Raw genomic sequence first — 21768 nt, 5'->3', positions numbered from 1 at the left:
ATGGCGACGCCAAGCAGTCGCTGGACAAGCTCCTGCCCATGATCGACTGATCCAAAGCACACGAAACACAAAAAGGCGCCCAAACGGGCGCCTTTCCGCGTTTCGCGGTAGGCTAATGGCTAAGCCCCCATGAACACGTAACCTACCCCGTGAACGGTCACCAGAATTTCGGGCGCTTTTGAGTTCACTTCAATTTTGTTCCGCAGCCGTCCAATTATCACATCTACGGTGCGATCAAAGGGTTGCCAGTCGCGACCTGATAGACAGTCCAGCAACTGATCTCGTTGCAGCACGCGCTTGGGGCGTTGGGCGAGATAGCTGAGCAGTTCAAACTCGCCTCGCGTGAGGTGAACGTCTTCTCCATTTGTTGCTGTCAACGTGCGTGCGCCGCGATCAAGAGTAAGCCCGTTGAACTCGAGCACCTCATCCTGTTCCGAATGAGGAACGGCCGGCATTGCGACCCTGTGCAGTATGTTCTTTGTCCGCACCAACAATTCGCGCAGGTTGACGGGTTTGTGCAAATAGTCATCAGCACCAATCTCCAACGCGACGATCCTATCCACATCCTCGCCGCGCGCGCTGGCGACAATTACAGGTACATCCGATTCTGCCCGCAATTCACGCAAAAGAGTCAGCCCGTCCTTTCCGGGCAGGCGAATATCCAGGACAACCAGATCAATCACGTGCCGCTTAAGTTCGCGCTCCATTTCGTCACTGTCGTGGGCACGGACGACTCGGTAGCCTTCGACTTCATAATATCCTGCCATCGCCTCAAGGCTGGTTGGATCATCCTCGACGATCAGGATTTGCTTGGCTTGCATGTTGTCTGGCTCCGCTCGTTTACAAGACGTTTACATACTTTTACCAACGGTTCAAAGACCCAAAAAACCGTGTTTACAGCCCCCGCCTATGCTGACCGCATAATCGGAGGCGAAACAGATGATTGGACGAATCTGGCGAAAATTCTGGGGCCCTGCAGGTGCCCTGTCTTTTGGCTTCATCATGATCGGCGGCTTTATTGCCGGGGTCGTTTTTTGGGGCGGTTTCAACACCGCGATGGAAGCCACAAACGAAATGGAGTTCTGCATCTCGTGTCACGAAATGCGGGACAATGTGTATAAGGAATACAAGGAATCCCCTCACTTTATGAACGCATCCGGCGTGGGTGCGGTCTGTTCTGACTGCCACGTGCCGAAAAAGTGGTTTCCCAAGGTGATCCGCAAAATTCAGGCATCGCAAGAACTGTACGGCCACTTTGTAACGGGCGTTATCGACACACCTGAAAAATTCGAAGCCCACCGGGCCGAAATGGCGCAAAGCGTCTGGGCCACGATGGAGGCCAACGACTCGCTGGAATGCCGCAACTGTCACGCGGTCGAACATATGGACTTCAAACTGCAAAGCCCCAAAGCGGCCGAGCTGATGCAGGCCGGGATCGAACGGGGTGACACCTGTATCGACTGTCACAAAGGTATCGCGCACAAACTGCCCGACCTGTCGCAAGGGTATAAGAAGAAATTCGAAGACCTGACAGCCGAAGCTGCCCATGGTGTATCCGGTGACGATCTGTACCCGATCAAAACTGTACCGCTCTATGAAACCGCTGCTGATGCGGCCGCAGGTGAAAACGTCATCGGTCAGGTTCTGGCTGCAACCCATATGCATGTGAAAGATCGCAGCAAGGGCGCACTGAATGTTCAGGTCGAAGGCTGGCAACAGGATGGAGTCGGACAGGTTGTCTATGCTCTGCGCGGTCAACGGATCTTTGAGGCGACGGTGAAGAAGGCCAAGGTTGACCTGGTTCAGAACCATGGCACCGAAACCGACCCGGATACCGATCTGGTATGGCACAAGGTCAGCCTGGACGGCTGGGTGGCTGACAAGGATCTGATCTCGGACGTGGACCAGCTGTGGACATATACATCCGAGATGTATTCCGCCAGCTGCGGCACCTGCCACTCGAAACCTGATCCGGGACACTCGTTGGCGAACCAGTGGATTGGCTCTTTGAAAGCGATGAAACGGTTCATCACGCTGGACAAGGAAGAATACCGTATTCTTCAGAAATACCTCCAGCTGAACGCCAAGGACACAGGTGGAGCGGGTAGCCATGGCTGATCGGTCCGAACCCCTGCCCCGCAGCGCAACCTATCGGTGGTTGGCACAGCTTCTGCTGTGTCCCCCGACCCGGCCCGAACTGCTGGCGTATCGCAGCGACGATGGTCTGAGATTCCTGGCAGAATGCACCACCTTTCCCGCGCTGAAGCCTCTGGTGCAGTGGATCACTGACGAGATGGCAGAAGGACAAGACCTGGACGCCCTGCACGATCGGATCGTCCGTGCCTACAGCCGGATCTTCGATATGGGCGGCAAGCACGGGGCACTGCCTTATGCCTCGATTTACCTCAGTGACAGCGGCCGGCTGTTTCAACAACCCGCCCGCGACATGGCCGCCCTTCTGCAAGAGCTGGACATGCGTCTGCCCACCGATCTGAAGGAACCCCCCGACCATCTGGCCGTTCAGCTTCAGGTCATGGCCGAGTTGCTGGACCGCGCCGATCAGGGGGACGACCTGCCACTGACACCGTCAGAGTTCCTGGACCGATACGTCCTGACCTGGCTGCCCCAATTCGCGCATCGCTGTGAGCAGCAGCGCGACCCCGCCCTGATCGCGGAAACCGCCCGCGCCGCTCTGGCGCTTGGTCAGGACAACGCTCAGGCGGCCCAAACCGCAGCGTGATCCGACCTGAAGGTCGGATCAGCCACACCGCACAGCGATCCCCTACACCCAAGACGGGGGGCCGCATCAGAAACCCGAAAGGCCAGTCCTTTCGACCCGTTTGACGAAGTAATGGAGGGAAGAATGTCCATTAATACATCCACCAAACTGTCACGTCGCAGTCTGCTGAAAGGGGCAACATCGCTGGGTGTCTTCAGCGCGTTTGCTCCGGCATTGCTGCATGCAGGTGCTGCCCATGCCGCAACCTCGGGCGAGGTCCTGTCGGGCTCGCACTGGGGTGCGTTCTACGGCACCGTTGAAGACGGCGTCTGGACCAAAATCCGCCCCTGGGAACAAGACCCCCATCCCAGTGAAATGCTCGAAGGCGTCATGGACAGCGTCTATTCGCCTTCGCGCATCAAATACCCGATGGTCCGCAAAGCCTATCTGGAAGGTGGCGCAGGTGCGAACCCCGAAGGCCGCGGCAACGAAGAATTCGTGCGCGTCAGCTGGGATCAGGCGCTGGAACTGGTCACCAATGAACTCAAACGCGTCAGCGACACCTATGGTCCGACCGGCGTTTATGCGGGCTCGTATGGCTGGAAAAGCTCGGGCAAGCTGCATAACTGTCAGAACCTGCTGCGCCGTGCGCTGAACGTGGGTCTGGAAGGCAAGTTCGTAAACAGCTCGGGCGACTATTCGACCGGCGCCAGCCAGATCATCATGCCGCACGTGATGGGCACGCTGGAAGTGTACGAGCAGCAGACCGTCTGGCCTGTGCTGATCGAAAGCACCGACGTGTTGGTCTTCTGGGCTGCCGACCCAGTCAAAACCAACCAGATCGGCTGGACCGTGGCCGATCACGACACCTATCCCTACTACGAAGAGTTCCGCAAAACCGGCAAGAAGGTCATCGTTATCGACCCGATCCGCACGGAAACAGCCAAGTTCTTCGATGCCGAGTGGATTCCGATCCGTCCGCATACCGACGTCGCCATGATGCTGGGTATCGCGCATGAGCTGTATGCGCAGGGCCTGCATGACGCCGACTTCCTGGACGAATACACCGCAGGCTTTGAAGACTTCCTGCCCTATCTGACCGGCGAAAGCGACGGCGTTGCCAAGACACCGGAATGGGCTGCGGAAATCTGCGAAGTCCCTGCCGAGCAGATCAAGGAACTGGCTGCCCTGTTCGCCAGCAACCGCACCATGCTGGGTTCAGGCTGGTCGATCCAGCGTCAGCACCACGGCGAACAGTCGCACTGGATGCTGGTCACTCTGGCCTCGATGCTGGGTCAGATCGGTCTGCCGGGCGGCGGCTTTGGCCTCAGCTACCACTATGCCAACGGTGGCGCACCGTCGGCGGACTCGGTTGTTCTGCCGGGTATCTCGGATGGCGGCGCAGCGGTCGAAGGCGCAGCATGGCTGACACAGGCCGGCGCAGCCTCGATCCCGGTCAGCCGGATTGTCGAGATGCTGGAACGTCCGGGCGAAGAGTTCGACTTTAACGGCACCCGCACCACCTTCCCCGAAGTGAAGATGGTCTACTGGACCGGCGGCAACCCGTTCTCGCACCAGCAGGACCGGAACCGTATGGTCGAAGCCTGGCAGAAACTGGAAACGGTTGTTGTGCAGGACTTCCAGTGGACCGCAACCGCGCGCTTTGCCGACATCGTTCTGCCCGCCACCACATCCTACGAGCGCAACGATATCGAACATATCGGGGACTACTCGCTCAAGGCGATCCTTGGCATGAAGAAGATCGTCGATCCGGTGTTCGAATCCCGCACCGACTTTGACATCTTCACCGAGATTGCCACCCGTCTGGGTGCCGGTGACGCCTTTACCGAAGGTAAGGACGAGATGGGCTGGATCCAGGGCTTCTATGAAGACGCCGCCAAACAGGGTCCGGGCAAAGGCATTGACGTTCCCAGCTTTGACGAGTTCTGGGACGCCGGTGTCGTGGTCTTCGATATCCCCGAAAGCTCCAAGCAGTTCGTCCGCTATGCTGATTACCGCGACGACCCACTGCTGGAGCCGCTGGGCACGCCGACCGGTAAGATCGAGATCTTCTCACGTAATATCGAGAAGATGGGTTATGACGACTGTGGTCCGCACCCGACATGGTACGAACCCGAAGAGCGTCTGGGTGGCAACGCGCCCTACCCGCTGCATATCGACTCGGCCCACCCGCAATTCCGTCTGCACTCGCAGCTGTGTGGCACGGTCACCCGCGAGAAATACGTGGTTGGCGGACGTGAGCCCTGCATGATCAACACGCAGGACGCCGCCGCCCGTGGCATAGCGGATGGGGATACTGTGCGCGTCTTCAACGATCGCGGTCAGGTTCTGGTGGGGGCCATCGTCTCGGACGATATCCGCCCCAACGTGATCCGCATCTTCGAAGGCGGCTGGTACGATCCGGTCAATGGCGGTGAGCTGGGCTCGCTGGACGCATATGGCGACGTCAACTGTCTGACTGTTGGTCGCGGTACATCCAGCCTGGCGCAGGGTAACTGCGGCCACACCGGCATGGCAGAAGTCGAGAAATACACCGGCGAACTGCCCGAGGTGAACGTCTTTAACGCCCCGGCAGAGGGCTGATCCTAACCTCCCTACTGGCGCGCGCTTTCGGGCGCGCGCCTTTTTCCTTTCAGGTGCCGAAATGTTTAATCTGTACCGACTCCTTATTCTTTGCGCGGCTCTTGGTATGGCCGAAACCGCCCATGCCGACCCCGATCTGCAGTATCTGGATCAGATGGCCGCCATCCACCTAACCCCTTCAACCGATAGCAAGCCCGGCCGGGCTTTTGTTGCGACACCGCTGCAGGTACTGAGCCGTCAGGAAGATTGGGTGCAGGTCCGTATCACCGGCTGGACCCAGGCCGGGGCCGAACGCGTGATCTATGCGGCCCCCGGCATTCGTGTGCTGTCGGCCACCTTACCGAAATCGGCGGTGGGCGATCTGATCCTGACTGACACGCAGGATGACCCGGAAACTGGCCTGACATGGACCCGGACCGAGTTACGCGGGTGGCTACACGACCCCGCGCTGCAATCCGATCTGAACCAGATCTGGGCGCGCGCCGAGCCGCTGTTCGCCAAGCGCTGCACCGCCTGTCATCAACGCCGCATTCCCGATCACTACACCGCGAACCAGTGGACCAGCCACCTTAAGGTGATGGGGCCCCGAACCGGGTTGCCGAAAGAGGGCCAGTTTCTGATCCGCACCTATATGCAGCATCATGCGAAGGACAGCGCTCGACTGACGCAAAACCCATAATCCAGTCAGGCCCCTGCTTTCGGGGCGTTTGACAATTCCTGCACCAGCTCATGCAACGCCTTGGTTGCGCGCAGACTTTCGGTCTCGACCTCGTTCAGCTTTTGCTTGATGGACGTTGCATTGTCGGTTTGTTTGCTGCGCTGGTTCAGTTCTTTGGCCAATGCAACCAAGCGAGTGGCACCAACAAACCCTGCGGCTCCGGTCAATTGGTGGGTTAACTCAGCTATGCCTGAGTAGTCGTCCGCAATCAGTGCAGCATTCATTTTGGAAACCAAATCGGGACAGCTTTCAAAAAACCTGTCCGCAACCGCGCACCCCCTCTGCACACCGAGATCGGCAAAGAGCTGCCTTAGATTTGCATCTGCAATCGCGTTTTGAGTCGACGCAGTTTCTGATTGTGTGTCGTCAGCAGGAATAGCGCCGGATAAAGCAGCCCCAAGTTCAGCCTTGGTAAATGGTTTCTCCAAAAAACGGCTGATACCCGATTTACGCAGCATATTCAGCCCATCTTGCGGCAAAGCTGCAGTTGCAACGATAACTGGAATGCTATGACCGTAATTCGCACCGACAGACTTGACATGCTGCGCCACATCCAGCCCCGTATGAGAGCCCAATTGAAAATCGGTGACTACGACATCAAAATTCGGATCCTTCAGAACGTCTCTGGCCTGAGCGAAACTGTTGGCTGTAACTACGTGATTTCCTAGGTCGCTCAGATAGCCCTCTATCACAGTGGCATTCAACGGGTCGTCTTCGACAACAAGGACCCTACGGCCACTGGGTTGGCTGGAAATCTTTCCCGATAGCACCCGCATTTCAATCGCAAATGCAAAGATACTGCCGCCCGTGGGATTCGGCAGATATTCCAACCGTCCGCCCAGAAAACTCACCAATCTGTGGCTGATCGCCAGCCCCAACCCGGTCCCAGTATTCAGCCCCAAATTGTCGCCCTGCGCGATCTGCGTAAAGGGCTCAAAAAGATCGGATACGGCGCTTTCCGGAACTCCGGGACCGGAATCTAAAATTTTGAATATCAGGCGTGTTCTATCAGGTGCTCCGCAGCCTTCAGCCGTGACGTTGAGAACCACCTCCCCCTCGCCCGCGTATTTGCGCGCATTGGACAACAGATTCAACAAAACCTGCCGCAACTTGTGCATATCCCCGTTCAAGTGTCGCGATACTTCGGGCGCGATCCGCAGCTTGAACTGTGACTGCTCCGAAGGCTGATGCAACCAAACAATCTGCGCAATAGAACTACAAAGTTCATCAAGATCGAAATCCTGATCCACGCGTTGCAATGCGCCGTTTTCCGCCTTGGACAGACCCAGCACATTTTCTATCAGTGAGGCCAGAACCGTACCCGACGCCCGGATACTGAGTAGCTTGTCGTTGGTAGCCGGAGCCAAGTCTTCTTCCAACAGGCGGGTCAAGCCCAGAATACTGTTGATCGGAGTTCGGATTTCATGGCTGATCGTATTCAGAAACACGGTCTTGGCGCGGTCGGCCTCGCGCGCGGCATCTATGGCTTTCAGGTAGTCCGTGATGTCTTGCAGAATAATAACGCGCCCTTCAAATTTCTCGCTGACATCAAGCATTTCCTGGATAGCAACATCGAAAGAGCGGGTGCCGTGTGGGGTATCAAGCACAACAGGTTCCAGCGACGGACCACGGGCGCTCAACAATTTCGCAACGACCTGCGACAAAGCCGCCGACTGAATTTCGGTGTAGTATCCGGCACCGGATTGCATCTGACCTAATAGAAGACGATTGGCCGCGACATTGACATGTGTGGGTTTGTTCTCGCTGTCCAGCAAGATCGCAGGTTCAGCTATACTCTCGAACACGGTTAGGTATTTGTTCTTTTCGTTACTCAACGATCGGTTAAGCGTCTGAAGTTCTTCTAGCCGATCAGAACTGTTCGTAGCTTGCCATGTCTTGATCAGACCGGTTTCCATAGCATCAAAAAGTTCCAAGATCAGGTTGCGCAGCTCCTCGCGCTGATTGTCCGGGTTGGATTTTTCGACCACCAAGTCCAAATAGGCGTTTCGGTACAGCTTCATCAGCCCGACGAAGTCCACTATGTTTATCCCGCGTGCCCGATGTTTGAGCCCCTGTTGCACCCCAAACTCAGAAGCGTGATCCAGCATAGCTTCATGAGGCAGCGTTTTAGAATGAGCGGTTTCAATCAAATCGACCAGAGGTTCACTTAGCCCGATGACCGAAATCCTCCAGGCTTCACGCAGGGTGGATGAGAACTGAGTATAGTCCCTTTTATGCGCATAGTGGATCACCCGATCGGTCAGCCACTCGGTATGGGAATTTATCAGGTTTGAGACTTGCAGCATCACTTATTCCGGCTGTTCTTAGGCTCTGGCCTCATTGTAAATTCAGACACTGCCACGGGTCCATGCGCAGGATAGTCACAGCCCATGAACTCAATCGCGCGCCGTGTTTCATATCCAACAAGTAGCCGGCTCGGTGCACATCGTTCCAACCGTGCTGCGGTTAGTTCAGCGCGAGCGAGATCAACCGATCCTGTCCCGGGCCCTGACGCCACAATCGGTCGGGGGATTACTCATGTAACACAAGTAACTGACGAGGATTTACATTCAGATACAGGTATTCTTGCCCTACCTTGACCAGCACACCTTATTCTGAAGGTTTTCCGAGAAGCGATCAGCCAAAGCACATCCGGCCAAGCCGTCCGTCACGATCATGTAGTTTAATTCTTTCGAACCTTGGGTCATCACCGCCCCTCGTGTCGTCAGAAGGGCGGCGCCTGTATTATGAGTTACTGCACGAATGCCAGTTCGGGCTGTGATCCTTGTCGACCAGCACTGCGCGGACACCTTCGATCAGATCTGGGTGGCGTATGGCCATCCGCATAGCTTCGAATTCCTGTTCCAGACATTCGGATAAAGTCAGATGTTTTCCATTGCGCAACAGGTTCAGGGATTCCAGCAAGCTACGCGGAGACGCCTTTCGCAGCGCCTTCAGAGCCGCCTCTTTGCGTTTGCTGGGGCGTTTTTGAAGGCATTCGGCAATGGTGCTTAGCGATGTGGGACTGAAACAGCCGGTCGTATCGGACAACATCAATATACTTGGTTGATTTACGTTCGTGACGCACAAATCAGTCAGGATATCGTCGATCGAGTGGTCTGAATGACACAGGGCCTTCATCAGTGCAGGCAGGGATTCTGTCGCCGTCATATGGGTCGAAATCCCAAGTCCATGCGCATCAAACCCACGAACCGAGGCCCCGGTAAGGCCCATCCAGACACCGCAATGATGCGGCATACGTGACAGGAAATAGCTGCCGCCCACATCGGGAATGAACCCGATTGCGGTTTCCGGCATGGCAAACAGTGCACGCTCGGTCGCGATACGGTAGGCTCCGTGCACCGACAACCCCATACCGCCGCCCATACAAATCCCGTCAATCACCGAGATATAAGGTTTGGGAAACCCGGCGATCCGTTCGATCAGGGCGTACTCCTCCCGAAAGAACTGCTCGGCCTCGTCCAGCTGCTCGGCGAGAACCAGATCGCGCACCCGGCGCATGTCGCCCCCGGCACAAAAGGCCCGGTCGCTGGAGGATGTCAGAACCACGCAGAACACGGCCGGATCGTCCTGGAACTGGTCCAGGGCCGCGTCTATCTGATGGATCATCTCAAGATTCAGGGCGTTCATCGCCTCGGGGCGGTTCAGGCAGATGATGCCTGAACGCCCTTGTTTTTCAACATTGACCAGTGACATGGCTTGTTCCGCCATGCCTCAGCGGTTGCGGAATACGGGTGCCCGCTTGGCGATAAACGCCGCCATGCCTTCTTTCTGGCCATCGGTCGCGAACGCGGCCTGGAACAGGCGGCGTTCATGCAGCACGCCCGGGGTCAGCCCGGTCTCCAGCGCGTTGTTCACTGCTTCTTTGGCCATAGCCACGGCAGGGGCGTTCAGACCAGCGATCTGATGTGCAGCCTCCAGTGCAGTTTGCAGCAGATCTTCGGTAGGAACCACGCGGGCGACGACGCCCGATTCCTTGGCTTCGGCTGCGCCAATTGTCCGCCCGGTCAGGATCAGGTCCATCGCAAAGGCTTTGCCAATCGATTTGGTCAGGCGCTGAGACCCCCCGATTCCCGGCAGAATGCCCAGTTTGATTTCGGGCAGACCAAATTGCGCATCTTCGCTGGCGATGATGAAATCGCACATCAGCGCCAGTTCGAACCCGCCACCCAGCGCAAAGCCGCTGACCGCTGCAATCACCGGTTTCTTGATGAACCGCATCTGATCCCAGTCGGCAAAGATGTCATTTGCCAGCAGATCCACCAGGTGCTTTTCGGCCATTTCCTCGATATCGGCACCCGCAGCAAAGGCACGCGGGCTGCCGGTGATGACCACGGCACCGATGCGGTCATCGGCGTCGAATTCCTTGAGGGTCTGCATCACCTCGGCGGCCAGTTGCAGGTTCAGCGCGTTCAAGCTTTTGGGCCGGTTCAGCGTGATCAGGCCAACACTTTCGCGACGCTCGACAATGATCTCCTCCAGTGCGATGCGCTCGGATTTGGCTGTGGGTGCGGCTTTCTTGGCGGTGTCGGCGGCTTTGGCCTTGGTCTTGTTGGTCGTCATGAGTTTTCTCCCGGAATCTGATTCAGTTCTTGAGACCAAAATCGGTCCAGTTAGTGCCCTCGGCGGGCGCTTCATCGCTGTGCTTGGCCTTGGCCGAGCCGTTCTGATCGTAGGATTCGAAATCCGCCATCTTTTCAGCCAGAATCGCCTCGCGGTGCTGGTTCAGCCCCGGCGCGACCTGCGGCTGGTCAGGGTCCATATCCTTGTAGGCCGACAGCTTGATCGGATTGCCGGCGGTGCGGAACGGCTTTTTGCCCTTACCCTCGACCTGCACGATCATGTTGCGCGACAGCAGTTGCGGATGGTCCAGCAGCTTGTCGATGGTGTTGACCGGGCCGCAGGGCACACCGGCCTCGTTCAACGCGTCCAGCCAGTGTTCCATCGGCATTTTGGTGGTAACGGCTTCGATCGCCTCAACCATCTTGGGACGGTTGCGCACCCGCAGATCGTTGGACGCAAAATCCGGATCCATCGCCAGATCGGGCGCGTTCAGCGCATCGGCCATCAGCAGGAACAGCTGGTCGTTCCCGGCGGCGATGACAAAGCGTTCATCCTTGGCCTGAAACGTCTCGAACGGGGCCAGCGAGGGGTGGCAGTCGCCGGTGCGCGTGGGCACGACGCCTTCGACATCATACCGCGCCAGCGCGGTTTCCATCAGCGCTGCCTGACAGTCCAGCATGCCAATATCGACCCGCTCGCCTTGTGCGTTCTTGGTACGCTTATACAGCGCCGACAGGATGCCAATCACGCCGAACAACGCCGCGCCCAGATCGCCAAAACTGGTGCCGACGCGCGCCGGGCGCTCGCCGGGCCAGCCGGTCAGGCTCATGACGCCGCCCATGGCCTGCACGACCATGTCATAGCCGGGCAGATCGGTCATCGGACCGGAATGGCCAAAGCCCGAGATCGAGGCATAGATCAGATGCGGATGCGTCTTGGCCAGCCGTTCTGCGCCATAGCCAAGGCGGTCCATCACGCCGGGGCGGAAGTTTTCGACCAGAACATCGGACGTATCCAGCAGGCGTTCCAGCAATTCACGGTCGCGGGGCGATTTCACATCCAGAACGATGCTTTCCTTGCCCCGGTTGAAGCACATGAAATAGGCGCTTTCAGCGTCGATAAAGGGGGGAAAGGCGCGCGTGTCGTCGCCTGTCCCGAATTTTTCAACCTTGATCACCCGCGCGCCCAGATCGGCCAGCACCATGGTGCAATAAGGCCCCGCCAGCACGCGCGAGAAGTCAAGAACGGTGATCCCCGACAGGGGACCGCCTTCCAGTTTTTCGTCTTCGGATTTTTGCATGGTTCCTCCTCCCAACCAGACAATCAGCGCGCGACGGGCATAGTGAACTCAGCGCCTTTTGAGATGCTTTCAGGCCAGCGCTGCATGATCGACTTCTGCTTGGTGTAGAAGCGGACGCCCTCTTCGCCATAGGCGTGGGTGTCGCCGAACAGGCTCTTCTTCCAGCCGCCAAAGCCGTGCCAGGCCATCGGCACCGGGATCGGCACGTTCACACCAACCATGCCCACCTGAATCTGACGCCCGAACTCGCGCGCGGCGTTGCCGTCACGGGTGAAGATGCTCACGCCGTTGCCGAACTCGTGGTCGTTGATCAGCTGCACACCTTCAGCAAAGCTTTCGACGCGGATACAGGACAGAACCGGGCCAAAGATTTCCTCTTTGTAGATCGTCATGTCCTTAGTGACATTGTCGAACAGCGTGCCGCCCATCCAATAGCCATCCTCGTGACCCTCAACCGTGTAGCCACGGCCATCGACCACCAGATCAGCGCCTTCTTCGACACCTTTGGCAATGTAGCCGGTGATCCGCTCATGCGCCGCTTTGGTGACGATCGGGCCCATCTCGGCGTCCATCTCGACCCCGTTCTTGACCTTCAGCGAGGCCAGGCGGTCCTTGATCATCGGCACGATCTTGTCGGCCACGTCGCCCACCAGCGTGGCCACCGAGATCGCCATGCAACGCTCGCCAGCCGAGCCATAGGCCGCGCCCATCAGCGCATCGACGGCCTTGTCCAGATCGGCATCGGGCATCACCAGCATGTGGTTCTTGGCCCCACCCAGCGCCTGCACGCGCTTGCCGTGACGGGCGCCGGTCTCGTAGATGTAGTTCGCAATCGGGGTCGAGCCGACGAAGGAAATCGCCTGCACGTCGGGGTGCTCCAGCAGCGCGTCCACGGCCACCTTGTCGCCCTGCACCACGTTGAAGACACCATCGGGGAAGCCGGCCTCTTTCATCAGTTCGGCATACATCAGCGACGGCGTCGGATCGGTCGGCGAAGGCTTCAGGACAAACGTGTTGCCCGCCGCAATCGCCACCGGGAACATCCACATCGGCACCATCACCGGGAAGTTGAACGGGGTCACGCCCGCCACCACACCCAACGGCTGGCGCAGGGTCCAGTTGTCGATGCCGGTCGAAACCTGATCGGTGAAATCGCCCTTGAGCAGCTGCGGGATGCCGCAGGCGAACTCGACGATATCGATGCCGCGCTCAACCTCGCCGCGGGCGTCGGTGAAGACCTTGCCATGCTCGGCAGTGATGGCGCGGGCCAGCTCGTCCTTGTGCTCGTTCAGCAGGTTCAGGAACTTGTTCATCAACCGCGCGCGGCGGATCGGAGGCATGTTCGACCACGCCGGAAACGCCGCCTTGGCCGCCGCAACCGCCTTGTCCACATCCCCAACCGAGGCCAGATCAACCTGCCCCGTCAGAGCCCCCGTCGCCGGGTTGAACACGTCCTGAGTGTTGGTGCGCGCACCACCATAAACCTCGCCATTGATATAATGACCGATTGCAGTCGTCGTCATGGATGCCTCCTCCTTGGGTCGACCTCAATCTGCCAAATCCAAACAAAACAAATCCAATGACTAATCATACCAAGTGATATAAGCAGCGTTAATATAGAACCGACAGAAAGCGTCTAATAACTTGTTTTTAAGAAAATTAATTTACGGGAAAACGAGTAGATTATGACTCCCTCAGCGCCCAAAGGTGACGCTCGATGCACTAACTGTCGGGTCGAATACGCGCGGCCGTCTTGTTGGCAAACGCCTCAAGTCGCGCGCGGGCATCAGTTTGAGTATTCACCACACCGGCAACGACCGATTCGGCATAGGCCGCGTCCAAAGGAGACATGTTCTGCATGTGGCTGATCGCAGAGCAGATGGCAAAGTTGGTCAACGGCAGGTTCTCAGCCGCGCGGCGCGCAAGGTCCAACGCTTTGTCAAAGCTGGATCCCTCGACACGGTATTGCGCCAGGCCGATTTCAACTGCCTCCTGCCCCTGATAAACGCGGCCCGTCAGCATCATGTCGACCATGCGGGCCTTGCCAACAAGATCAGCCACCCGAATAGTGGCCCCTCCGCCGGTGAACAGCCCACGCTGGCCCTCGGGTAGAGCGAAATAAGTGCTGGCGTCGGCGACACGGATATGCGCCGCACTGGCCAGTTCCAATCCGCCGCCCACAACAGCGCCAGTAAGGGCGGCGATCACGGGGACGCCGCCATATTCCATTTTATTGAACGCTTCATGCCAACGCAGGCAGACATGCATGAAATCAGCAGGACTGCGATCGGCCTGATGGTGCTCGACCAGATCGAGGCCAGCGCAAAAGTGATCGCCTTCACCCGTCAGGACAATCGCCGCGGCGCCAAGTCGAGGCGCGCTGCTGAACAGGTCAACCAGTTCATCAATCGTGGCAATATCCAACGCGTTGCGTTTGTTCGGGCGGTTCAGTCGCACAATCCAGACGCCATCTTCGTGTCGCTCAACGACCAGATTCTTCAGTTCACTCAGTTGGTCGAGGGTCAGCATCGTCTATCCTATGGCTTTTTGTCTGGGTCAAACATCTAACGAATTCTGGGGCCCGCGAAAGGGCGGGCACAAAAAAAGGGCAGGCGTTTTTACGCGCCCGCCCCGATTTTTCAGACCTTACTCGGCCGGTTCAGCGGCGTGAACGCTGGTCACGCCCAGCTTTTCACGGCGACTGTCACGGATGATGCCCTTGATCAGTGCAACACCCATCAGCGCCATCACCAGGCTGAACGGCAGCGCCCCAATCACCATCGCGGTTTGGATCGCGCCCAGTCCACCGATGATCAACAAGGCACCCACAACCAACGCCAGAGCCGTGCCCCAGAAGATGATGTGCGGACGGCCTTTGGGGCCTTCGTCACCGCCCGAGTTGATGGTGTTCACGATCAGAACAGCCGAGTCTGCCGAAGTGACCAGATAGGTCAGCAGCAGGATCACAACAATTACCGCCATTACCCAGGCAAAGCCAGACGACAGGATCACGTCCAGCATCGCAAACAGCTGTGCCTGCTGACCGGCACCCGAAATCGCATCACCAGCGGTGCCGTTCAGGGTCAGGTCGATGGCGGTGCCACCAACGATGGTGAACCAGACGAAGCACATCATCGAGGGGATGATGATCGCACCCAGCACGTATTCACGAACGGTCCGCCCGCGCGAGATACGCGCCAGGAACACACCCACGAATGGTGCAAATGCGATCCACCAGGCCCAGTAGAAGACGGACCATCCGCCCTGCCAGCTGGCCAGCGCATCGCCAGTTTCGGTACCATCAGCTTTCCAGACGTTGAACAGCATACCCGGCAACGCCACGATATAGTCGAACAAGCCGACAAACAGTGCTTGCAGGCCGAACAGAGCCGAGCCGAAGATCAAGAAGAAGGCCAGCAGGAAGAAGCTGAGGCCCATGTTGATGTTCGACAGCCATTTGATGCCTTTGCCGACGCCCGACAGAGCAGACAAGGTGGACGCACCCATGATGACCAGCAGAGCAACAACGATGGCAGCAGTGGTGGCTTTCCCATCTTCATTCAACAACCAATCGCCAACACCAATCCGGTGCAGACCGGCGACGAACTGTTCAACGCCAAAGCCCAGCGTCTGTGCGACGCCCAGAATGGTGGCAACAACGGCAACGATGTCGATCGCGTGACCCAGCTTACCCGACAGCGCACTGCCGAACAGCGGTGCCAGACCCGAGCGGATGGTCAGCGGCAGGTTGCGGCGGTACGAGAAATACCCCAGCGACAAGCCAACCAGCGCATAGCACGCCCAAGCCGAGAAGCCCCAATGCAGGAACGACCACTTATAGGCATTGCGAACGTTGTCAGCCGACGACCCTTCTGCCAGACCCTGAATAACCTCGGGGTTATTGGCAAAGTGGTACATAGGCTCTGCGGTTGCAAACGTCAGCATTCCGATGCCAATCCCCGCCCCGAACATCATCGAGAACCAGGAAAAGCTTGAAAACTCAGGTTTGTCACCGGGCAGGCCCATTTTCAGACGGCCAGTCGACGGGATCAGCGCCAGCACCACACAGACGATGATGAAGAACGCCACGACCCACGTGTACCAGGCCGCAAAGTTCGACAGCAGGAAGCTGTTCATTGCGCCCAAAACACTCGATGCGTTCTCTGGGAAGGCAATCGCCCAGAAGATCAGTGCACCGACTAGGATTTTTGACGCGATTGTGACGTCTTTGCTGAAGCCATCATAAAAGCCGCCTTCGCTGACTTCGATGGGCAACTCCATCAGTGGTGGTTCTTTTGCCATTTATGTTTCTCCTCCGTGATTTCGTAAAGTTCGCACTTAAATTAGGTGGTCATTAAGCACGATCCGCCCGGCACCTAGGTCTCCGTCTTGTGTATCGAGCGGTGTTTTGTGTTCGAGTGTCTCTCACCCTAAACCCGTTTTTCGCGCCTCAGAGCGTTGATCGCGCAAACGTGCTTCCGGTGTGACTGTATCCATCTACTCCTTTGCGGCTTTGGCGGTTTCCCGCAGCTGGAATTTCTGGATCTTTCCGGTCGATGTCTTGGGCAACTCAGCGAAGATCACCGATTTAGGAGTCTTGAACCCAGCCAGATTTGCGCGACAAAAGCTGATGATTTCTGCTTCGTCAGCCTCGTGACCCGAGCGCAGTTCAACAAATGCACATGGCACTTCCCCCCATTTCGGGTCAGCCTTGGCAACAACCGCCGCTGCTTGAACTGCCGGGTGGCGGAACAACACGGCCTCAACCTCGACCGACGAGATGTTTTCGCCCCCCGAGATAATCACATCCTTCAACCGGTCGCGTATTTGGATATAGCCGTCCGGTTGAATAACGGCGGCATCACCAGACCAGAACCATCCATCCTTGAACGCCTTGGCCGTGGCTTCGGGATCTTTGTAATACCCCTTCATCACCGTGTTGCCCCGAATGGCAATCTCGCCTTGCGTATCGCCGTCGCGCGGAACTTCTTGCCCGGTCTCGCTATCCAGAACCGTCACATCTTCGACCATCGGGAAAGCGATACCCTGCTGGGCTTGCAACTGGGCTTGCTCCTCGGGGTGCTTGTGATCCCATTCATCCTGCCACAAGCACTGCGAGATATGGCCATATGTTTCGGTCAGGCCGTAAACCTGCATGACGTCCAGACCCATCGCCTTGGTCTTTTCCAAGACAGAAGGCGGCGGCGGCGCACCAGCGGTAAGGACACGAATTGCGGGATCAAACGGCGCGGCATCGGTATCTTCGTGCTCCGCGATCATCTGAAGTACGATAGGCGCTGCTCCTAAGTGGGTGACACCATGAGTCCGGATCGCGTCCAAAACTTTGTCTGCTGCGGGCGTCCGCGTGAAAACCTTGGTTCCGCCCAGAATAGCCATCATCCACGGATGGCCCCAGCCATTACAATGGAACATCGGGACCACAGACAGATAGATCGGATAGTGCGGCATTTCCCAAGCGGCAACAGTACCTAAAGCCATCAGATACGCACCGCGGTGGTGATACACGACGCCCTTCGGGCGCCCCGATGTGCCCGACGTGTAATTCAGAGCGATCGCATCCCATTCACTGGCTGGCGAGACCAACAGATCAGGATCGACAGGAGCAGCGGCGAGGTCCTCGTAGTTTCTGCCACCCAACGTGTCGGACCTTGGCGCGTTCACATCGTTGATCTCGACCACTGGGACCGTGCGGCCAAGTCGCTCGAAAGCCTGCGACAGGAGGGGAACGAACTCACGATCAACAATCACCAGTTTGGTATCTGCATGATCCAGAATGTAAGCGATCGTTTCGGCTTCCAACCGTGTATTGAGCGTGTTGAGAACCGCGCCCATCAGCGGGATGGCGAAATGAAGCTCGAACAATTCCGGGATGTTCGGGCTTAGGATAGAAATCGTGTCGCCCTTGGACAAACCCAACGCCTTCAAGCCGCTTGCAACAGCACTCGCCCGAGCGGCTATATCGCTCCAATTGCGGCGAACATCCCCATAGATAACCGCGACACGGTCTCGATGGACCGAGTTTGCCCGCGACAAAAACGAAAGCGGTGAAAGCGGTACAAAGTTCGCTGCATTTTGCGCCAATGCGTCATAGTTGTGCTGCATGGCCTTTCCTCCCAAACGACCAGATCAGTTTTTTAGTTTGCCACCAACTGTTGGCGGCTCAGAACGTTCAGGAAGAAAGCTCAATGGCACTGTCAGCGCCGAAACAGGAACCCGTCAAGCCACCACACGCCACGAGAAGACGTAGTTAACTTTTTGGAAACCAACCCGGATCACTTCTGGCGCATTGTATCTTTTTCTGTCTGACTAATTTCTGGTCCGCGTTGTTTAATTAGAATGCGGATTCTGTAAAATATGGAAAAATTTTTAAGGGGTATCGAATTTTTCAATGTCACGACGTACACCGACACTCAAGGGCCTGCGCGCCTTCGAAGAAGTCTACATTCTGGGCAACTTTACTAGGGCCGCCGATGCCCTGAACGTCCAACAGCCAGCAATAAGTTATCAAATCAAACAGTTAGAAGAAGACTTGGGGACTCGTCTTTTCCTGCGAAAAAACGGCAAGCTTGAGCCCACACCGCCAGCGCATGATTTGTTTCACTCGGTTTCACGAGCTTTTGATGGAATCCGTGAGACATCGGCCCGGATTCGACGTGCCGATCAAAAGCAGGTCTGGACGATCGCAACATATGCCGGTGTCGCCGCGCATTGGGTGTCACCCCGCCTACCGGCACTTTCCAAACACCTAAACGTGCGCACCAAAGTCGTAACGCTAGTAACGGATGCTGACTTGTTTCGAGAAGAGGCAAATTGCTGGATTGCATTCGGAGACGGATACTGGCCCGGGTTCGAGTCCCGCCTGTTGATCCGGGAACGTGTTTTCCCGGTCGCGTCGCCCAGCGTCGCCCGGCAGATTCTTAAATTGAAGGACCGGGTTGAAACCGGAGGCGTTCCCTTCATCGAACTGGAAGACACTGAGCACCGCTGGTTAGACTGGCAATCCTGGCTTGGGGCCAGTTCCGAGAACTGGAACTTCTTGGACAACCGGATCATCGTAAACGATCATGGTATGGCGCTACATTTGGCGCTGGCAGGATCAGGGATCGCACTGGGATGGCACGGCGTTTTACAAGGCCACCTGAACGCCGGCAGTCTTGTTCAACTTTCCCAGTACGAGGCTACCTCCTCCAGTGGATATTGGCTTTTGGGTCGCAAGGGTTTTTTTCAATCCGAAGAAGGTCAGAAAATCTACAATGCCCTCGCTCCAGAAACCGACTAAGGACTGGATAGTGGTTCCTAACACTACTATCGGAGAACGTAACTTTTCTGCAGGATCAATGTCTGTACAAGTCGACATAGTCTATGTTTTGCAAACCTGCCGCTACAGCCCTGAATGCCGGCCAATACAATGATGCAACAACACAGGATGCAACAGGACGCGCGCATATTATTGACGCACGGCTTTCAGCGAACTCTCTCGGCTGCTCTCAACAAACACTGCCCGGACAAAAACGCCTGACCGAACCCCGGCGACTGAGCGTCCCAAATCAGATTGTTATCTGTTCATCTGTTGGGCTATCGTGAAATCATGTGCCAGACCCGCATGACCATCGGAACACCCATCATTCTACTGTGTTTGGCTTTGAGTGCGGCACAATCCTACGCAGCCGATCGCGTCGCATTATTGATTGGCAATTCGGACTATGCCACGCAGGAAATGTCACTGCGAAATCCCGGCAACGATGTCGAAGCTTTGGGCAATACGTTGCAAGAGCTTGGTTTCACGGTCATTCAGGCCACAAACCAAAACGCACGAACCATGCAAGAGGCGGTAGACAAGTTTGGTGCTATCTCAAAAGGCGCTAAGATGGCCGTGTTCTTCTATGCCGGGCATGGGGTACAGATCGGCGGAGCAAATTATCTGATCGGAACCGATTTCAACGGAAATAGCCTGCAGGCACTTAAACGCAGTTCGATCACCTTGGACCGAGTGCGAGACGTTATGACCAAGGCCGGGCCCGATGTCGGCGTCCTGCTTTTGGATGCCTGCCGTAACAATCCGTTTTCCGACAAGGGCCTCGTCGAACATGGCCTTGTCAGAATGCGTGGCGGAGCGGGTTTGTTGATAGCCTACGCGACAGACCCAGGAAACGTGGCGTATGACGGGCAAGGAAAGAACAGCGTTTTCACCAATGGGCTACTGGACCATATTGCGACGCCGGACCTGGACGTTCGACTGATGTTGGGTCGTGTCCGCCAGCAAGTGGTTTTGGAAACCGATGGGCGCCAGATCCCTTGGGTCGAGGAATCTGTGCTGGACGAACACAGTTTTGCACCCGGCCTGCCCAACAGTTCGCCCAAAGACGAAATCACTGCCGATCTGGAACATTGGAGACGTATCTCTTCCAGTTCGGACAGCCGGGAATTCAAAACTTACTTGAAAACCTATCCCGATGGGTTGTTTGCCACATTTGCCCGAGAACAGCTGGCATCCCTTGAAACGCCGGCGGCGACTCCGCTGACACCGGTCAGTGCCACATTCACACAGGCCGATCCTCAGAAGCTTGCGACCGCCTTGATGGCATTGGGGCATCTCAAAGAACCGCAGTCTTCTGACCTTGGCCCTGCACTGGACAGCTATAGGAGGGGTTTGCCAGCTGCGGAAACAGCCACGCCGGAGCGGCTATTTGAAGACGCGGCACAGGTTTCGGTGTATCTGGCGGTCACAACGATGCAAAGGCTGCGCACCGACATTATAGCCCTTCGCAGCGTCGAGCGCACACTGACCATTGCCGAAGATGCTTTGAAGCAAATAGAAGACATCGCCCGTTCAAATGCAGACGCATTGCCGGTTTTGCAACAGGCACGCAGTGATATCTACGACATCTACCGGTCGCGCGGGATTATCCTGCGCCGTCTGGACCAGAGCCGCAGTTATTATGATGAGGTACTGGCCCGCGCTGTTATTTTTTTTCCACCTGACATTGATGCTTCGATTGTCAATGCCGCATCAGGGTCACGTGATCTCGATTTTGCCAATGCGCAACTGACGCAGGACGCGAGCTTGTTCCTGCGGCATGTATCGCAAGCAGATGATAGCAGAAAAGGAAGTTACCAATGGCTGGCCGATCTTATCCCTCCCGAATAGCTGCAAGCCTTGTTGTTGCGACCTTAGTCCTGGCGGCCTGTGGCGACAGCACTCAGACGTCGGCTCCAGCAACCACCCCCTCGGGCATGACACAAGCCGAGGCTGATTTGGTCAAACAGGCCGCAGCCATGCAAAAAACGATCCTACAGGGCGCAGTCGCCGGAGGCGCGGTAGGCGGAGGGATCGGCTTTGGCCTGGGTGGTAGTGATGATGTGGGCACAGGCATCTCGATCGGTTTTGGCGCCGGGGCTTTAGCAGGGACTTACGTCGCCTTCGTCCAGCGCAGCTATGCAGGGCGCGAGGCACGTTTGCGACAGATCAAGAAAGACCTGGATCGCAACACAACTGAAATGCAGACGACACTAACCGTTATGAACCAGGTTCTGGCTGCACAGAAAGCCGAACTGGATGCACTGAACGCAAGCATCGCCGCAGGCACGGCCGACCCATCGCAGATCGAAAGAGAACTTGTCGAAGCCAACGTAAACTTGACCCAGATGGAACTGGCCATTGACGGTGCCGCCAAACGACAGGCCGAATTCACCGAGGCCCGCTCTCTTACAATTGCCCGCGGACAGACAACTTCACCAATAGATGCGGATCTTACGGCTTTGTCGAACCAGATCACTCAGATGCGCGGGATCGCCAGTGATCTGGCGTCGTCGTTGTGAAGG

The 21768-nt window shown here is 57.0% G+C and carries 16 protein-coding genes; 7 read left to right on the top strand and 9 right to left on the bottom strand.

Going from position 1 to position 21768, the window contains the following annotated elements; all coding sequences use genetic code 11:
* Window positions 1-119: 119 nt before the first annotated feature.
* On the bottom strand, window positions 120-821 hold the full coding sequence (locus GOW48_RS20080) for a response regulator (RefSeq protein ID WP_170755879.1): 702 nt from the start codon (window positions 819-821) through the stop codon (window positions 120-122).
* Between the two features lie 118 nt (window positions 822-939).
* Here GOW48_RS20080 and GOW48_RS20075 point away from each other — a divergent pair, with 118 nt between their 5' ends.
* From GOW48_RS20075 to GOW48_RS20060, 4 genes are all read left to right on the top strand, one after another.
* Window positions 940-2118, top strand: a complete 1179-nt coding sequence (locus tag GOW48_RS20075; protein WP_170755878.1) for a NapC/NirT family cytochrome c — start codon at window positions 940-942, stop codon at window positions 2116-2118.
* Window positions 2111-2740, top strand: a complete 630-nt coding sequence (locus GOW48_RS20070) for a TorD/DmsD family molecular chaperone (protein ID WP_170755877.1) — start codon at window positions 2111-2113, stop codon at window positions 2738-2740. Before GOW48_RS20075 ends, GOW48_RS20070 begins: the two co-directional genes overlap by 8 nt.
* A gap of 123 nt (window positions 2741-2863) precedes the next feature.
* Window positions 2864-5323: a trimethylamine-N-oxide reductase TorA gene (gene torA / locus GOW48_RS20065; protein ID WP_170755876.1), complete on the top strand. Its 2460-nt coding sequence runs from the start codon at window positions 2864-2866 to the stop codon at window positions 5321-5323.
* A 61-nt stretch (window positions 5324-5384) separates the two neighbouring features.
* On the top strand, window positions 5385-6002 hold the full coding sequence (locus tag GOW48_RS20060; RefSeq protein ID WP_214648689.1) for a hypothetical protein: 618 nt from the start codon (window positions 5385-5387) through the stop codon (window positions 6000-6002).
* Window positions 6003-6007: 5 nt separating this feature from the next.
* Here the strand turns inward: GOW48_RS20060 and GOW48_RS20055 are convergent, their stop codons facing one another.
* The 8 genes from GOW48_RS20055 to GOW48_RS20020 form a co-directional block, all read right to left on the bottom strand.
* On the bottom strand, window positions 6008-8347 hold the full coding sequence (locus GOW48_RS20055; protein ID WP_170755874.1) for a hybrid sensor histidine kinase/response regulator: 2340 nt from the start codon (window positions 8345-8347) through the stop codon (window positions 6008-6010).
* 439 nt (window positions 8348-8786) lie between these two features.
* The gene (locus GOW48_RS20050; RefSeq protein WP_170756574.1) at window positions 8787-9758 is read right to left on the bottom strand and encodes an enoyl-CoA hydratase/isomerase family protein; all 972 of its coding nucleotides are present in this window, start codon (window positions 9756-9758) and stop codon (window positions 8787-8789) included.
* 18 nt (window positions 9759-9776) lie between these two features.
* Window positions 9777-10550 (bottom strand): enoyl-CoA hydratase-related protein, encoded by a 774-nt coding sequence (locus GOW48_RS20045; protein WP_331251841.1) that lies wholly within the window; start codon window positions 10548-10550, stop codon window positions 9777-9779.
* A 97-nt stretch (window positions 10551-10647) separates the two neighbouring features.
* On the bottom strand, window positions 10648-11925 hold the full coding sequence (locus GOW48_RS20040; RefSeq protein ID WP_170755871.1) for a CaiB/BaiF CoA transferase family protein: 1278 nt from the start codon (window positions 11923-11925) through the stop codon (window positions 10648-10650).
* A gap of 23 nt (window positions 11926-11948) precedes the next feature.
* Complete coding sequence (locus GOW48_RS20035) at window positions 11949-13448, bottom strand: CoA-acylating methylmalonate-semialdehyde dehydrogenase (protein WP_170755870.1); 1500 nt, start codon at window positions 13446-13448, stop codon at window positions 11949-11951.
* Window positions 13449-13647: 199 nt separating this feature from the next.
* Complete coding sequence (locus tag GOW48_RS20030; protein WP_170356406.1) at window positions 13648-14454, bottom strand: crotonase/enoyl-CoA hydratase family protein; 807 nt, start codon at window positions 14452-14454, stop codon at window positions 13648-13650.
* A gap of 117 nt (window positions 14455-14571) precedes the next feature.
* Window positions 14572-16227, bottom strand: a complete 1656-nt coding sequence (locus GOW48_RS20025) for a BCCT family transporter (protein ID WP_170356405.1) — start codon at window positions 16225-16227, stop codon at window positions 14572-14574.
* A 195-nt stretch (window positions 16228-16422) separates the two neighbouring features.
* A complete protein-coding gene (locus GOW48_RS20020) occupies window positions 16423-18048 on the bottom strand; it encodes an AMP-binding protein (protein WP_170755869.1) in 1626 nt (541 codons plus the stop codon).
* A 286-nt stretch (window positions 18049-18334) separates the two neighbouring features.
* Between GOW48_RS20020 and GOW48_RS20015 the strand changes: the two genes are divergently transcribed.
* The 3 genes from GOW48_RS20015 to GOW48_RS20005 all read left to right on the top strand — a co-directional run bounded on the left by GOW48_RS20015 (window position 18335) and on the right by GOW48_RS20005 (window position 21765).
* The gene (locus GOW48_RS20015; RefSeq protein ID WP_170755868.1) at window positions 18335-19225 is read left to right on the top strand and encodes a LysR family transcriptional regulator; all 891 of its coding nucleotides are present in this window, start codon (window positions 18335-18337) and stop codon (window positions 19223-19225) included.
* A gap of 324 nt (window positions 19226-19549) precedes the next feature.
* Window positions 19550-21094 (top strand): caspase family protein, encoded by a 1545-nt coding sequence (locus GOW48_RS20010; RefSeq protein ID WP_170756548.1) that lies wholly within the window; start codon window positions 19550-19552, stop codon window positions 21092-21094.
* Window positions 21064-21765, top strand: coding sequence for a hypothetical protein (locus GOW48_RS20005; protein ID WP_170755866.1), 702 nt, complete (start codon window positions 21064-21066; stop codon window positions 21763-21765). The genes GOW48_RS20010 and GOW48_RS20005 overlap by 31 nt, the downstream gene beginning before the upstream one ends.
* Window positions 21766-21768: the final 3 nt, after the last annotated feature.

It is taken from the genome of Ruegeria lacuscaerulensis (assembly GCF_013033355.1).
In the GTDB taxonomy this organism is placed as follows: Bacteria; Pseudomonadota; Alphaproteobacteria; order Rhodobacterales; family Rhodobacteraceae; genus Ruegeria; species Ruegeria lacuscaerulensis_A.
Note: the sequence above shows the minus strand (reverse complement) of the source record. Positions and strands in the feature narration are given on the sequence as shown.

Excerpts from the sequence above, each read along its gene's own strand:
- GOW48_RS20080 (WP_170755879.1), bottom strand. The coding sequence starts at position 821 with ATGCAAGCCAAGCAAATCCTGATCGTCGAGGATGATCCAACCAGCCTT.
- GOW48_RS20075 (WP_170755878.1), top strand. The coding sequence starts at position 940 with ATGATTGGACGAATCTGGCGAAAATTCTGGGGCCCTGCAGGTGCCCTG.
- GOW48_RS20070 (WP_170755877.1), top strand. The coding sequence starts at position 2,111 with ATGGCTGATCGGTCCGAACCCCTGCCCCGCAGCGCAACCTATCGGTGG.
- torA (WP_170755876.1), top strand. The coding sequence starts at position 2,864 with ATGTCCATTAATACATCCACCAAACTGTCACGTCGCAGTCTGCTGAAA.
- GOW48_RS20060 (WP_214648689.1), top strand. The coding sequence starts at position 5,385 with ATGTTTAATCTGTACCGACTCCTTATTCTTTGCGCGGCTCTTGGTATG.
- GOW48_RS20055 (WP_170755874.1), bottom strand. The coding sequence starts at position 8,347 with ATGCTGCAAGTCTCAAACCTGATAAATTCCCATACCGAGTGGCTGACC.
- GOW48_RS20050 (WP_170756574.1), bottom strand. The coding sequence starts at position 9,758 with ATGTCACTGGTCAATGTTGAAAAACAAGGGCGTTCAGGCATCATCTGC.
- GOW48_RS20040 (WP_170755871.1), bottom strand. The coding sequence starts at position 11,925 with ATGCAAAAATCCGAAGACGAAAAACTGGAAGGCGGTCCCCTGTCGGGG.
- GOW48_RS20035 (WP_170755870.1), bottom strand. The coding sequence starts at position 13,448 with ATGACGACGACTGCAATCGGTCATTATATCAATGGCGAGGTTTATGGT.
- GOW48_RS20030 (WP_170356406.1), bottom strand. The coding sequence starts at position 14,454 with ATGCTGACCCTCGACCAACTGAGTGAACTGAAGAATCTGGTCGTTGAG.
- GOW48_RS20025 (WP_170356405.1), bottom strand. The coding sequence starts at position 16,227 with ATGGCAAAAGAACCACCACTGATGGAGTTGCCCATCGAAGTCAGCGAA.
- GOW48_RS20020 (WP_170755869.1), bottom strand. The coding sequence starts at position 18,048 with ATGCAGCACAACTATGACGCATTGGCGCAAAATGCAGCGAACTTTGTA.
- GOW48_RS20015 (WP_170755868.1), top strand. The coding sequence starts at position 18,335 with ATGTCACGACGTACACCGACACTCAAGGGCCTGCGCGCCTTCGAAGAA.
- GOW48_RS20010 (WP_170756548.1), top strand. The coding sequence starts at position 19,550 with ATGACCATCGGAACACCCATCATTCTACTGTGTTTGGCTTTGAGTGCG.
- GOW48_RS20005 (WP_170755866.1), top strand. The coding sequence starts at position 21,064 with ATGGCTGGCCGATCTTATCCCTCCCGAATAGCTGCAAGCCTTGTTGTT.